At 55.1% G+C, this 14,511-nt stretch carries 12 protein-coding genes; 5 read left to right on the top strand and 7 right to left on the bottom strand.

Annotated features, from left to right (window positions below; translation table 11 throughout):
• Positions 1–172: 172 nt before the first annotated feature.
• A complete protein-coding gene (gene yhjD / locus SOM82_RS19685; protein ID WP_320461019.1) occupies positions 173–1,198 on the bottom strand; it encodes an inner membrane protein YhjD in 1,026 nt (341 codons plus the stop codon).
• A gap of 50 nt (positions 1,199–1,248) precedes the next feature.
• Entirely contained in the window at positions 1,249–2,148 is a 900-nt protein-coding gene (locus SOM82_RS19680) for a LysR family transcriptional regulator (RefSeq protein ID WP_320461018.1), read from the bottom strand.
• A 119-nt stretch (positions 2,149–2,267) separates the two neighbouring features.
• Between SOM82_RS19680 and SOM82_RS19675 the strand changes: the two genes are divergently transcribed.
• Positions 2,268–3,026: an SDR family NAD(P)-dependent oxidoreductase gene (locus tag SOM82_RS19675; protein WP_320461017.1), complete on the top strand. Its 759-nt coding sequence runs from the start codon at positions 2,268–2,270 to the stop codon at positions 3,024–3,026.
• A gap of 3 nt (positions 3,027–3,029) precedes the next feature.
• Here the strand turns inward: SOM82_RS19675 and SOM82_RS19670 are convergent, their stop codons facing one another.
• Complete coding sequence (locus SOM82_RS19670; protein WP_320461016.1) at positions 3,030–3,569, bottom strand: GNAT family N-acetyltransferase; 540 nt, start codon at positions 3,567–3,569, stop codon at positions 3,030–3,032.
• A 149-nt stretch (positions 3,570–3,718) separates the two neighbouring features.
• On the opposite strand from SOM82_RS19670, the gene SOM82_RS19665 reads away from it, so the two are divergent.
• Positions 3,719–5,314 carry an STY4199 family HEPN domain-containing protein gene (locus SOM82_RS19665; RefSeq protein ID WP_154128168.1) on the top strand — a complete coding sequence of 532 codons (1,596 nt, stop codon included), beginning with the start codon at positions 3,719–3,721 and terminating at the stop codon, positions 5,312–5,314.
• Positions 5,315–5,777: 463 nt separating this feature from the next.
• Here SOM82_RS19665 and SOM82_RS19660 read toward each other — a convergent pair whose 3' ends face one another.
• From SOM82_RS19660 to SOM82_RS19650, 3 genes are all read right to left on the bottom strand, one after another.
• Positions 5,778–7,427, bottom strand: coding sequence for an alpha,alpha-trehalase (locus tag SOM82_RS19660; protein ID WP_154128164.1), 1,650 nt, complete (start codon positions 7,425–7,427; stop codon positions 5,778–5,780).
• Positions 7,428–7,702: 275 nt separating this feature from the next.
• The gene (gene gorA, locus SOM82_RS19655) at positions 7,703–9,055 is read right to left on the bottom strand and encodes a glutathione-disulfide reductase (RefSeq protein ID WP_320461015.1); all 1,353 of its coding nucleotides are present in this window, start codon (positions 9,053–9,055) and stop codon (positions 7,703–7,705) included.
• Between the two features lie 70 nt (positions 9,056–9,125).
• Positions 9,126–9,968 carry a 23S rRNA (adenine(2030)-N(6))-methyltransferase RlmJ gene (locus tag SOM82_RS19650; protein ID WP_154128159.1) on the bottom strand — a complete coding sequence of 281 codons (843 nt, stop codon included), beginning with the start codon at positions 9,966–9,968 and terminating at the stop codon, positions 9,126–9,128.
• Positions 9,969–10,181: 213 nt separating this feature from the next.
• Between SOM82_RS19650 and prlC the strand changes: the two genes are divergently transcribed.
• Together prlC and rsmJ are read left to right on the top strand one after the other, a co-directional pair.
• Positions 10,182–12,224, top strand: coding sequence for an oligopeptidase A (gene prlC, locus SOM82_RS19645; protein WP_154128157.1), 2,043 nt, complete (start codon positions 10,182–10,184; stop codon positions 12,222–12,224).
• Positions 12,225–12,231: 7 nt separating this feature from the next.
• Positions 12,232–12,984 carry a 16S rRNA (guanine(1516)-N(2))-methyltransferase RsmJ gene (rsmJ, locus tag SOM82_RS19640; RefSeq protein WP_320461014.1) on the top strand — a complete coding sequence of 251 codons (753 nt, stop codon included), beginning with the start codon at positions 12,232–12,234 and terminating at the stop codon, positions 12,982–12,984.
• A 435-nt stretch (positions 12,985–13,419) separates the two neighbouring features.
• Here rsmJ and uspA read toward each other — a convergent pair whose 3' ends face one another.
• Positions 13,420–13,857, bottom strand: a complete 438-nt coding sequence (uspA, locus tag SOM82_RS19635) for a universal stress protein UspA (RefSeq protein ID WP_003861223.1) — start codon at positions 13,855–13,857, stop codon at positions 13,420–13,422.
• Between the two features lie 282 nt (positions 13,858–14,139).
• Between uspA and uspB the strand changes: the two genes are divergently transcribed.
• Positions 14,140–14,475, top strand: coding sequence for a universal stress protein UspB (gene uspB / locus SOM82_RS19630; RefSeq protein ID WP_154128153.1), 336 nt, complete (start codon positions 14,140–14,142; stop codon positions 14,473–14,475).
• Positions 14,476–14,511 lie beyond the last annotated feature (36 nt).

Genomic DNA, 14,511 nt, shown 5'->3' with positions numbered 1-14,511 from the left:
AAAGCGGATAATATTCAGGCTGGCGAAATAACTTCTATGAAATGCTTCACAGAAATCTAATATTAGTCAATAAAACTGGTTTTTGGTTAAATAAAAGTTACAGGCTGGATTTATATGCTGAAATGCCGAATCGGGCTGAAATTTTACATTTTTATTCAGCCCGATAGCGGCTTTAGCGATGCGTTTTGCCCGGCATTCGCGGGTCGTCTTTGTACTCGGCGGTGGCAATCCATGCGGCGCAGAACAGCGTCAGGCGCGCAAAGAAGTAGAAGAACGCCATCAATCCCAGCACCGATCCAAACGCCGCCCCAGAGGGCGATTTCACCAGCGAAGGCAGGGTGTAAGTCATCACGATCTTGATCACTTCAAAGCCAATCGCCGCGATAAAGGTCCCGCGGATCAGCGCCTTTTTACGCGGGCGGTGACGCGGCAATCGCCAGAATATCCAGAAGAAAAGCAGATAGTTGGCAAATATCGAGATCGCAAGGCCAATTAAACGCCAGGCCGGTTTAAGCCACTCGATGTAGTCGAGATACAGCGCCGAGATAATCATCTGCTGCGCCGAGCCGGCGACGGACGTAATTGATAATGTCACCACCAGCGCCACAAGCAGGCCAATCAGCGAAACGAAGTCGCGGAAATATTTGATCCAGATTTTTTCCTGGTCCTGCGGCGTGCGCTCCCACACATCGCGGGACTGGGCGCGGATCGCCTCGCGCAGATTACCCATCCAGTTAATGCCCGAATAGAGCGCAATCAAAAGCCCGACGATACCCACGGTAGTACGCTGTTGAACGGCGGTGTTGATGGTATTTTTGAGCGTGCCCGCCAGCGTGGGATCGCTGACGTTGACCAGGATTTTATTGAAGATGTCCTGCAGCAGCGTCGGGTGGGAGGCAAGTACAAACCCCGCCGCCGCGAATGACACCATCATAATGGGGATCATCGACAGGAACGAAAAATAGGTGATTGCCGCCCCAAACTGATTGCCCATACGGTCGTTAAAGCGTTCTGTGGCGCGTATCAGATGGGCAACCATCGGTCGGCGCTGAATTTTCTGCGCCGTGCCTGTCACGGTTTCCAGCGCTTTGGTGGCTTTGCCGGGGGATGCGTCTTTTTCGGGTTCCGTCTCCATTTTTTTGATGGGATCGTATTCCAGTTCCTGAGTGGGTCTCTGCTGGTTGTTTTCCGGCGTCACACGCATTTTCCTTTTCGTTTGGCTGGATGTTATTGAATTATAGCTGGTGACTAATCAACGTAAGCTTTCATTATTGTCGTCAGCCACTCCATGAACAAATGAACCCGGCGGGAGAGGTTGCGGCGGTGCGGGTAAATCAGCGAGACCGGCATCGGTTCGGCGCGATATTGCGGCAGGATCTCGATCATTTTTTTCGCCCGCAGAGCCTCGCGCACGCCCACGCGAGGCACCTGGATAATGCCCAGCCCGGCAAGGCACGCCGCATGGTAAGTTTCGGTGCTGTTCACCGTTAAAATGCCGCCGGTTTTTACCCACAGCGTGGCATCGCCGTTATAAAACTCGAACCCTTGCGGGCGGGTTCCCAGATTGAGTGCGTAATGAATCACCGCGTGTGAGGCCAAATCGTCCAGATTTTCCGGATAGCCGAAGCGGGCCAGATAGTCAGGGCTGGCGCAGTTGATAATGGATAGCTTGCCAATCGAGCGGGCGATTAACCCTGAATCCTTCAGCGTGCCGACGCGCACCACGCAGTCAAACCCTTCACGGATCACATCCACCATGCGATCGCTACTGCTCAGTTCCAGCTCAATGCCGGGATACTGCTGCAAAAATGCAGGCAGTTTTGGGATGACTAAATTTCGCGCAACGCCAACCGGCATATCGACGCGCAATCGTCCGCTGATACTGGCAGGATCATGCTGAAAAAGACCGTCCAGTTCATCGAGGTTTGCCAGCAGATCTTTCGCCCGCTCGTAATAGACCATGCCGTCCTGTGTCAGGCTGACGCGACGCGTGGTGCGGTGCAGCAGCTGGGTTCCCAGCACATTTTCCAGCGCCTGAATCTGGCGCGATACGCTACCTTTAGGAAGACCTAAAGTGTCCGCGGCGCGAGAAAAACTCTCCAGTTCTGCCACGCGGATAAAGAGCTGCATTGCGTGAATTTTATCCATAGGTTGGGCTCATTGTTGTTTTCACCGAAACAGTGAAGCGTTTTTTGCCATCTTTATTGATTTTCTATCACCTAATAAGCTGCTTCTCAATCTCCAGAACAACCGAAACGAGGTTTCTCATGACTGAACGTATTGCATTAGTGACCGGCGGTAGCCGCGGACTCGGTAAAAACGCAGCGCTGAAGCTGGCGGCGAAGGGAACCGGAATCATCCTCACCTATCACAGCAGCCAGAAAGAAGCGCGGGAAGTGGTGCGCGAAATTGAGGAAAAAGGCGTAAAAGCGGTGGCTTTACCGCTCAACGTCGGTGATATTTCCAGCTTTGAGGGTTTTGTCACTGAAGTACGCTCACAGCTGAAACACGTGTGGCAGCGCGATTCGTTCGATTATTTATTGAACAATGCAGGGACCGGTTTATATGCCCCTTATGCGCAGACGACAGAAGCACAATTTGACGAGGCAATGAACATCCATTTCAAAGGACCGTTCTTCCTGACGCAGCGCCTGCTGCCGATCATAAAAAATGGCGGTCGCATTCTGAATGTCTCAAGCGGGCTTGCGCGCTTTGCCCAGCCAGGCTCCAGCACGTATGCGGCGATGAAAGGGGCGATGGAAGTACTCACCCGTTATCAGGCCAAAGAGCTGGGTGAGCGGGGGATTTCTGTCAATATTATTGCACCCGGCGCCATCGAGACGGATTTTGGCGGTGGACGCGTGCGGGACAACGAGCAGATCAATAAGATGGTGGCTTCGAACACTGCCCTTGGGCGCGTCGGGCTGCCGGATGATATCGGTGATGCGATTGCCGCTCTGCTGAGCGATGAGCTGGGCTGGATGAATGCGCAGCGCATTGAGGTTTCAGGCGGCATGTTCCTGTAACGATTAGCGCGGGTTGCTCGCATATTCCTCTTTCAACAGCCCAAAAATCCAGTCGTTGTGCCAGCGTCCTGACAGCCAGTAATTCTCACGCAGCTCGCCTTCCAGTATGAATCCGGCTTTTTCGAGCAGGTTCCGGGAGGCGAGGTTGCCCACGGTGACGGTCGCGGTCAAACGACGGATCCCGCCCTGCTCAAAAGCAAAGTCACACACCGCCCGTAATGACTCATAGCCATAGCCTTTACCCTGTGCTTCAGGGGCGAATATAAATCCGACCTCGGCACAATCATTCTCTCTATGAATATATCCGGTTGCGCCCAATAGTGTTTGGCTGGCAGTTTCACGCACGATCAGACATAGCCAATGCGCACTGCCCGGCTCCCACTTCTGAAGGCGTGGCTCGAAAGCCTCCCGAATGACGGCAATTGGGCGCTTATCGGCGATATATCGCATCACATCGGGATGTTGTTGCAATGACAGATAAAACGGCCAGTCTTGCTCCTTAACAGGTGAGCAGGTCAGGCGTGGCGTAGTGAGCACTGGCATACGTTTTCTCCCATAACAATTTTCAATGATTATAGAGCTGTCACTTTATTTCTCCATAATCTCAGTTATGGTTTAACAGCACATAAAATAAAAGAAAAATTGCTCTCTCAAGCCCGTTTATTCTGCTTTGTTGTACGTTAAGGAAAATGATGACACCGAGTACATCACATCACATCCGTGAACAATTTGAACATTGTATTGGCATCATCCGGCAGGCATCCGTGGAGATTTTGCTTCTCCTTGATGTGCACGAGTCTGAAGGCAAAGATCCCCGCTGGTTTCTGGAACAACTCGATACCGCTCGTCTGGGGCTGGGCGGATGGGGACCGGTAGCGAAACGCCTGAATTTGAATGATGCCGAGATGTCCGATTTCACCCTGCAACTGCGACTTTTACAGCAGCGCGTACCTCAGTATGAAAGCGGTCAGGATGTCAGCCAAAATCAGCTTATTGCCGCCGTGCGAGTTGTCACCGCGCTTGAACATTTGCGTTTACAACAGCCCTTATTGGGCTATAACACCGACCTGGCGCCAGGTAATGAGTCGCAGCAATTGCAGGCCCATAAGCAGGTGCGTGCGATTGAGCTAATGATTAAATCGCTGATTATGCAGGCGTGGCCTGATCCGGTACGGCTCAATAATCATCTTAAAACACTCTTTAATGCCGATCGCGTCCGACGCTGGTTAAAACTCAGCGATCGCAACGATGTTCTCAGCGGCATGATGTTCAGCGAAATGGCGCAAATGTTGGTCGATAAAAAAGAGTTCAGCCGCTACTACTCGTCGCTGTTTAACGATCGCTCGATGTTGACGTTGCTGGTTGAGCCGCGCAAAACGTTGCAGACTTTCCTTGATGATATCCGCCAGATCCGTAATGCGCTGACCGTTCAGCAGCCGCTCAGTTCCGCGCAAATTCTGCTGCTGGATAACTACTATGCGCAGATTGCCGGGCCGATTCAGCGTGCTTTTGAAGAGGGGCGCACGCGCATCAACCCGGCGGGATTGATGGCGGTCGATGCCAGCGAGCTGCACAGTTTCTGGGAAAACGCCCAGAAAATGGACAGGCAGACCGGCGGCGATCTGTTTGAAATTCGTGACAGCATTGAAAAGCCGACGCAGCGAGCTCCCCGCACGCCAGAGCAGCGCGACCAGCTGATCTCAGGGACGCTCTGGGGGGCGGTTGGCGTGATGGTCATTGCTATTCTGGTCGGCGGATTCTGGTTGTTCACCAGCAGCCAACCGGCGGCCCATGAGGTTCCGGTGAGTGCTCCGGTACAAGCGCCTGCGAAAGAGATGCGCGAAACCCCGTCATCACGGGAAAATCTGACCCGCATGGGAGTGACCTGGGATGAAAATAATTTCCGTTCGGCTATCGATCGCAATGACACACGCGTAGCGCTGCTGTTCCTGCAGGGTGGAATGGACTGGAAACTGGCCTGGACCGAACAGGCCATGGCGGCTAATCATGATGAGGTGCTGGAGGTGCTCATGCGCTATCGCCTGCAAATGGTTGAGCAAAAGCCGTGTCGGCGCTTTATTGCCACCGTCAGCCACGCGATGTCGGTAGGGGAATCGCTGACCTCGATGCGCAAGCAGTATCTCCAGGCATTCTGTACTGTACCTGCGGTGGTGCAGCGTCAGAAGTATGAAGCCGACCAGGCGAAGCGCCGCGCGCTGGCGCAGCCCGATGCCAGTACAAAAAAATGGCAGTCTATTCAGAGTGCTATTTATGATGTGATTCGCTGACGGTCCTCATTTTTGGGAGGATTTGGGCTGAGATTTAGCGGTGAAATTAGCCCCATGAGATTCAAGTAGTGCAGCGATGACCTGGTCCGGCTGTAAATCGCTGAGTCGTTTCCCGCAGGCCGGGGCGACGCGCAGGGAAGCGCGGAGAGGGAGCGACCTGCAGGGATGCAGGATCGCGCCCGACCCGATAGCCAGAGGGAATAAGACGAAGGCACCGCGGAGCGGCGATTTTCTTGCCGGGAGCCCGGGTTGTCAGGGCGGCGGCGATTGAGCCGCCCTGACACGTTCACCGGTTCAGTGATTCAGGATGAGCAAAGAACGTGAGGTGAACGGAACGACCAACGGCGCCGCATATTTCCCCTCACCCCAACCCTCTCCCCAAAGAGGAGAGGGAGCCGATTGCGCACTCATGAACTTTGCCAGACAGCCTCATCCCGCTACGACGAAAAAAAATGCAGCGGGATCACGGTTCCCCGTACAGGCCAATCAAACGTCTTACCACACCGTTGGTCCAGCCGAATCCATCCTGTAGCGGATATTCACCCCCGCCACCTTCGCGCGGCGTGCTGCTGGCGATATGATATTTCTCAATCAGCTTGTGATGCGTTTTGTAGAAGTGGTTGACCGTTTGCAGCCAGCTCCAGGCGATTTCATCTCCCAGCGAATCATTGCCGTACTGTTTAAAGCCCTGAATCGCCATCCACTGTAGCGGGGCCCAGCCGTTAGGTTTATCCCACTGCTCGCCCGTTTCGTGTTCGGTAGCCAGAATACCGCCGGGCGTCAGAAGACGCGCTTTTACCGTATCGGCGAGGCGGTCAGCCTGTTCATGTGTCGACATGCCGACATACAGCGGCACAATACTGGCGGCTGAAAACAGCCCCATCTCTTCGCGTCGCCAGTCGTAATCCCGATAACAGCCGTTTTCGTTATCCCACAGGAAACGGTTCACGGCGGCCCGTCGGTCGTTTGCTTTCTGACGAAACGCGGCTTCGGTTTCTTTATCGCCTTTTGAGCCAGAAATATTGGCGATAGCACTTTCGAGCTTGAACAGGAAGGCGTTCAGGTCGATGGGGATAAACTGAGTGGTACGGATGCTGGCGAGCCGTCCACAGTCGCGCAGCCAGCGCGAAGAGTAATCCCAGCCAGACGCCGCGCCTGCGCGTAAATCCCGGTAGACCTCATTTGGCGGGCGGCCAGAATGTTTGGCGGTTTCGACGTCTTCGATCCATGATTCGTCCCGCGGCGTGTCGCGGTCGTCCCAATAGCGGTTGAGCAGTGAGCCATCCGGCATACGCACCACGTGACGATAGGCCTGGTTCAGCACCAGCGAATCGGCACCGTCCATCCAGAAAGCGTATTCCATCAGCAAATGGTCCAGATAGCGCTTCGCACCGCGCACGCCATCCTCTTCAAACAGCTCGACCATCAGCGCAAAAACGGGCGGCTGCGAGCGGCTGAGGTAATAGGTGCGATTCCCGTTCGGGATATGGCCGTAGCGCTCAATCATCCACGCAAAGTTGTCCGCCATACACTTCAGCAGATCGTTACGGCCGCTTTCCGCCAGGCCCAGCATGGTGAAATAGGAATCCCAGTAGTAGGTTTCGCTGAAGCGTCCGCCGGGCACGATATAGGCCTGCGGCAACGCCAGCAGCGATGACCAGGGAATATGGTCCTGCGGTTCGCGCGTCAGCACCGGCCACAGGTTATCAATATGCTCTTTGAGCGAAAGACTCGGGTCTGAAACATACTCGGTCGTCAGGTTATCCGGCAACCAGAAGTGATTATCGACAAAACGCTTGAGGTCGAAATCCGGGTGACGGCGGACCTTCCGGTAGCGAATGAGAATGTCCAGCGGGTCCATCTTCGGCGCGCAGTCGGGGAAGGTTTTGCTGTCGGCAAACAACCGCGTGGACTGCACGTGTTCAAACAGTTCCAGATAGCGATCGGCAGGGGTGAGCGCATCAGAGGCGGGCAGCCCCTCGATCATCTCCGGTTCCGGCTCCGCCTCGATCATCTCATCCAGTTTCAACTCGCACGGATCGGTCTCGTAGCGCAGCTCTTCTGCAATCTCGAATTCAACGATATCGGCAGCGTGTAGTTTCTGGTTGAACATGGTGGTTAGGACCTCCGGTTTGCGTCGTAACAAATACGGGTGTTTCCCGGGCATCTAATAAGCTTAGACACTCGCTTCGGTGTGTGAAGGACGAAGTGTGCGGTTGATCACGTTTTATTGTGAAGCAAGGTGGCGAACGAACGGCGCTATCTTTTTGATTTTTAATTTATTCGCCAGAAATTTAAGCGAAAGGTCGTAGGGCGAAATTCAGAGCATTCGTTTTGCAACGATTTATGAATGTTAAAAAAATGCCCCTCAAAAGAGGGGCATGATGCTTAGCGCATGGTAACAAATTCTTCTGCAGCCGTCGGGTGGATGGCCACGGTGTTGTCGAAGTCTTTTTTGGTTGCACCCATTTTCAGCGCGACCGCAAAGCCCTGCAGGATCTCGTCCATGCCAAAGCCGATGCCGTGAATACCGACAATTTTCTCTTCCGGGCCCACGCAGACCAGCTTCATGCGGCACGGCTGACGATGAGACGTGACAGCGGTATACATCGCGGTAAAGGACGATTTGTACGCTTTCACCTGGTCGTCGCCGTATTGCTCGCGCGCCTGCGGTTCGGTTAAACCGACAGTGCCAATCGGCGGGTGGCTGAAGACGACGGTCGGGATATTGCTGTAGTCGAGATGCTCATCGGGCTTGTTGTTGAACAGGCGTTCAGACAAACGACGGCCCGCGGCAACCGCCACCGGGGTCAGCTCAACCGCACCGGTGTTATCGCCCACGGCGTAAATGCCCGGGACGTTCGTGTTCTGGAATTTATCGACGTCGATGTAGCCTTTATCGTTGGTTTTCACCCCGGTAACGGCCAGATTAAAGTTGTCGTTAGCCGGTTCGCGGCCAATCGCCCAAATCAGGCAATCGACGGTCTGACTGCGTCCATCTTCCAGCTCCAGCGTCAGGCTGCCGTCGGCATTTTTAATGACTGCTTTCGGCACCGCGTTGATGTGCAGTTTTGGCCCTTCGGCGTTCATCACTTCAACCAGCGTCTCCACGATCAGCGGATCGAAGCTGCGCAGCGGCGCGTGTTTACGCACGAAAAGATGCGCTTCGGCCCCCAGGCCGTTAATCACGCCAGCCAGTTCAACGGCGATGTAACCCGCACCGACAACCGCCACGCGTTTTGGCAGGGCAGGCAGTTCGAAGAAGCCGTCAGAGTCGATACCGTACTCAACGCCGGGAATATCCGGATGGCTCGGACGTCCACCGGTGGCGATCAGAATATGATCGGCAGTGATCGTCTCGCCGTTCACTTCGATCGTCTTCGCATCGACGAAACGCGCAAAACCGCGGATCACATCGACATTGTTTTTACCCAGTACGTTGTCGTATGAGGTATGGATACGGTCGATGTAGGCGGTACGGCTGGCGATCAGCTTATCCCAGTCGAAGTGATTGATGGTGGTGTCAAAGCCGTAATCCGGGCCGTACATATGGATGGCTTCGCGGATTTGCGCGGCATGCCACATCACTTTTTTCGGTACACAACCGACGTTAACGCAGGTGCCGCCCAGCTCTTTGGCTTCAATCAGCGCACATTTTTGGCCGTACATGGCTGCACGGTTAATAGAGGCGATGCCGCCGCTGCCGCCACCGATGGCGATGTAGTCATAATGCTTGCTCATAGCTTCTTCCTTAATCGTTAATTGCCGCGATTGTATACCTGAAATCAATTGGTTCCACCAATGACTGCGATTACTCAGGCACGATCCAACTGACGGTCGCGTGGCCATGACCACTCGGTACCAGCGTTTTGTGCAGCCATGGCAGCACGTTGTTCATCTGTGCTTCGAGTTTCCACGGCGGGTTAATTACAATCATGCCAGAGGCGGTCATGCCGCGCTGATCGCTGTCCGGGCGCACCGCCAGTTCGATCTGCATGATTTTGCGAATACCGGTGGCTTCCAGCTCTTTGATCATGCGTTTAATTTGCGCACGCAGAACCACCGGATACCACAGCGCGTAAGTGCCGGTGGCGAAGCGCTTGTAGCCTTCGTTGATGCCGGTCACGACGGCCTGATAGTCGGTTTTGATTTCATATGGCGGGTCGATCAGCACCAGGCCGCGACGGGAAACCGGCGGCAATTTAGCTTTAAGCTGCTGATAACCGTCTGATTTTTCCACGCGTGCGCGCTCATCTTTCTGAAATTCAGAACGCAGCAGCGGGAAATCGCTCGGGTGCAGTTCGGTTAACTGCAGGCTGTCCTGTTCGCGCAGCAGCTGGCGAGCAATCAGCGGAGAACCCGGGTAGTAGCGCAACTGGCCGCTGCGGTTGAAGTGCTGTACCACGCTGATGTAAGGCTCCAGTTCAGCAGGAAGATCGTCCTGTTGCCAGATACGGGCGATGCCTTCGAGATATTCGCCGGTACGCTCAGCGTGCTGGCTGCTTAACTGATAGCGGCCGGCGCCCGCGTGGGTGTCCAGATAGAGAAACGGCTTATCTTTCTCTTTCAGAGACTCAATAATCAGGCTCTGAACGGTGTGTTTGAGGACATCGGCGTGGTTGCCCGCGTGGAAGCTGTGGCGATAACTGAGCATGGGTAAACGTGTTCCAGTAGTGAAGCGTAGGCCAGGATCGCTGTGTGCGGTCCGGCAAAAAAAAGCGTATCGACACAGTATACAGAAAAGTCCCCGCCGCCGCGAAAGCGCAACGCCTGGGATTGAAATTCACTACACTTATCCCCATTACTGGAACAATATGCCCAGCGCCGGATGCGCGCTACATTCACCTTATTCAACAGGACAGCGCTTATGACCAATCCATTACTGACGCCTTTCTCCTTGCCGCCGTTTTCTAAAATACTTCCTGAACACGTGGTCCCGGCTGTTACTCAGTCGCTGGATAACTGTCGCGAAGCGGTTGAGCGTGTGGTTGCACAGGGCGCGCCGTACACATGGGAAAATCTGTGTCAGCAACTGGCTGAAGTGGATGACGTGCTCGGCCGTATTTTTTCGCCGGTGAGCCACCTGAATTCGGTGAAAAACAGTCCTGAACTGCGCGAAGCCTATGAACAAACCCTGCCGCTGCTCTCCGAGTACAGCACCTGGGTCGGCCAACACGAAGGGCTGTACAACGCCTATCGCGATCTGCGCGACGGCGAAAACTACGCAAAACTGGATACTGCGCAGAAGAAAGCGGTGGATAACGCGCTGCGTGATTTCGAGCTGTCAGGGATCGGCCTGCCAAAAGAGAAGCAGCAGCGCTACGGCGAAATCGCTGCCCGTCTCTCGGAGCTCGGCAATCAGTACAGCAACAACGTGCTCGACGCGACGATGGGCTGGTCAAAACTGATCACCGATGAGTCCGAACTGGCCGGTATGCCAGAAAGTGCGCTGGCGGCTGCCAAAGCGCAGGCCGAAGCGAAAGAACAAGAGGGCTGGCTGCTGACGCTGGATATCCCAAGCTATCTGCCGGTGATGACGTACTGCGACAACCAGGCGCTGCGCGAAGAGATGTATCGTGCTTACAGCACTCGCGCATCTGACCAGGGACCGAATGCCGGCAAATGGGATAACAGCCCGGTCATGGCGGAAATCCTCGCGCTGCGTCATGAGCTGGCACAGTTGCTCGGTTTTGACAGCTATGCTGATAAATCGCTCGCCACCAAAATGGCCGAGAATCCGCAGCAGGTGCTTGATTTCTTAACCGATCTGGCAAAACGCGCCCGTCCGCAGGGCGAAAAAGAGCTGGCCGAGCTGCGTGCCTTCGCGAAAGCAGAATGTGGCGTCGACGACCTGCAGCCGTGGGATATCGCTTACTACAGCGAAAAACAGAAACAGCATCTTTACAGCATCAGCGACGAACAGCTTCGCCCATATTTCCCTGAAAACAAAGCCGTTAACGGCCTGTTCGAAGTGGTGAAACGCATTTATGGCATCACTGCCAAAGAGCGTCACGATGTGGACGTGTGGCATCCGGAAGTGCGCTTCTTCGAGCTGTATGATGAGAAAAACGAGCTGCGCGGCAGTTTCTATCTGGACCTGTATGCGCGTGAAAACAAACGCGGCGGTGCGTGGATGGACGACTGTGTCGGCCAGATGCGCAAAGCCGATGGCTCGCTGCAAAAGCCTGTCGCTTACCTGACCTGTAACTTCAACCGCCCGGTGAACGGCAAACCGGCGCTGTTTACACATGACGAAGTGATCACCCTGTTCCACGAGTTTGGCCACGGTCTGCATCATATGCTGACGCGTATCGAAGCGGCGGGCGTCTCCGGGATCAGCGGTGTGCCGTGGGATGCGGTGGAGCTGCCGAGCCAGTTTATGGAAAACTGGTGCTGGGAGCCGGACGCGCTGGCGTTTATCTCCGGTCACTATGAAACCGGCGAGCCGCTGCCGAAGGCGTTGCTGGATAAAATGCTGGCAGCGAAAAACTATCAGGCAGCGATGTTTATCCTGCGTCAGCTGGAGTTTGGTCTGTTCGATTTCCGCCTGCATGCGGAGTTTAGTCCGGAGCAGGGGGCGAAAATTCTTGAAACGCTGGCCGAGATCAAGAAGCAGGTTGCGCTCATCCCTGGGCCGTCCTGGGGACGCTTCCCGCATGCCTTTAGCCACATCTTCGCCGGCGGTTATGCGGCGGGTTACTACAGCTACCTGTGGGCCGACGTGCTGGCAGCAGATGCCTTCTCTCGCTTCGAAGAGGAAGGGATCTTTAACCGTGATACGGGCCAGTCGTTCCTCGATAACATCCTGACGCGCGGCGGTTCTGAAGAGCCGATGGAGCTGTTCAAACGCTTCCGTGGCCGCGAGCCGCAGCTGGATGCGATGCTTGAGCATTACGGCATCAAGGGCTGAAGCGTACGTGAAAATCTGTTTAGTAGATGAGTCAGGCGCCGGAGACGGCGCCTTATCTGTTCTTGCGGCCCGTTGGGCGCTGGAACACGATGCCGATAACCCGATGGCGCTGGTGATGACGACAACGCATCTTGAGCTGCGCAAACGTGATGAGCCAAAGCTTGGCGGTATCTATGTCGATTTTGTCGGTGGCGCGATGGCCCATCGGCGTAAATTTGGCGGTGGCCGCGGTGAAGCCGTCGCGAAGGCGGTCGGCGTGAAGGGCAGTTATCTGCCGGATGTGGTGGATGCCACGGCTGGTCTTGGTCGGGATGCGTTTGTGCTGGCGTCAGTAGGTTGCCGCGTGCGGATGCTGGAGCGTAATCCGGTGGTCGCCGCGCTCCTTGACGATGGTCTGGCGCGTGGCTATGCCGATCCGGACATCGGACCATGGTTGCAGGCGCGTTTAACGCTGATCCACGCGTCAAGTCTGACGGCGCTGACGGATATCACACCCCGCCCGCAGGTGGTCTATCTCGATCCGATGTTCCCGCACAAGCAGAAGAGTGCGCTGGTGAAGAAGGAGATGCGGGTGTTTCAGTCGTTGGTGGGACCGGATTTAGACGCTGACGGATTACTGGAACCGGCGCGAAAGCTGGCGACAAAACGGGTAGTGGTGAAGCGCCCGGACTATGCACCGCCGCTGGCGGACGTCGCCACGACCAATGCGGTGGTTACGAAGGGGCATCGGTTTGATATTTATTCCGGGACGCCGGAATAGTGCGGTCTGGTCCCCTCACCCTAACCCTCTCCCCACAGGGGAGAGGGGATTGCACGGAGCCTGCTTTCCCCCTGGCCCCATAGGGGAGAGGGGATTGCACGGAGCCTGCTTTCCCCCTGGCCCCACAGGGGAGAGGGGATTGCACGGAGCCTGCTTTCCCCCTGGCCCCATAGGGGAGAGGGGATTGCACGGAGCCTGCTTTCCCCCTGGCCCCATAGGGGAGAGGGGATTGCACGGAGCCTGCTTTCCCCCTGGCCCCACAGGGGAGAGGGGATTGTACGGCGCCTGCTTTCCTCCTGGCCCCTTTGGGGAGAGGGGATTGCTCGGAGCCTTCTTTTTCCCCCTGGCCCCATAGGGGAGAGGGGATTGTACGGAGCCTTCTTTTTCCCCCTCGCCCCTTTGGGGAGAGGGCCGGGGTGAGGGGAAATTTACCGCTTACTCGTCTTCTTCATCACGCAGCGGCACAATCAACATATCAACGTGAACGGTGTTGATCAGCTGACGCGCTGAGGACATCAGTTTGCTCCAGAAATCCTGGTGATGGCCGCAAACGACCAGGTCCATGTCGTATTTCTTGATCGCATCAACCAGCACCTGACCCAAATCGCCGCTGCCGCTTAAGGTTTCGGTAATCGGGTAGCCTGCATTTGTAGAAAGCTCAGACAGCGCATGGTGAGTCTCTTCGGAGATACGTTTCTGCATATCGCCAAGATTGACGTCGATAAGACCGGTATAGAGATCGGAGTAATTCACATCAACGTGAATCAGAGAAACTTTCGCGTTGTATGGGCGTGCCATGGATACCGCTTTATCAACCAGCACTTTGCTCTCCGGGGAGAGGTCTACCGCGATGAGAATATGTTTGTAAGCCATAGTGTTACTCCTTCCTTAAGTTATCGATGACTATCGGTTAAGCCGTCGTCTTTCTGTCTTCATTACGGCTCAGTTCAACAAATTTATCAAGCTTTGGTGTTGATAACGATTAACCTTGTGGCAAAAAAATTAAGGGATCTCCTACACTATTTAATGAGCCGTTCGGATATGAAAACGTGAACCCGATCGACTTTCGTCATTCTTTCACTGAACTGTCTGTCAGGGCATTGGGGTGCGGTTGTCCAGAAGCCTTGCTTCGTGGGCGGACGCCGGGGAGGAAGTATGATTAGCACCGTCGCATTGTTTTGGGCGTTATGTGTGGTTTGCATAGTGAATATGGCGCGCTACTTCTCATCGTTACGCGCGCTATTAGTGGTACTTCGTGGTTGCGATCCGTTGCTTTATCAGTATGTGGATGGTGGTGGTTTCTTCACCTCGCATGGACAGCCCAGCAAACAGATGCGTCTGGTGTGGTATATCTACGCCCAGCGCTATCGCGATCATCATGACGACGAGTTTATTCGTCGTTGCGAGCGCCTTCGTCGTCAGTTCCTGTTAACCAGCGCCCTGTGCGGGCTGGTGGTCGTGAGTATGGTCGCATTAATGATTTGGCACTGAGGTGAGCAGGGGGCGGGGATAATACCCGCCATCCTG

The organism is Lelliottia sp. CFBP8978 (assembly GCF_034046055.2).
Classification (GTDB): domain Bacteria; phylum Pseudomonadota; class Gammaproteobacteria; order Enterobacterales; family Enterobacteriaceae; genus Enterobacter.
This window is presented reverse-complemented; position numbering and strand designations above follow the sequence as displayed.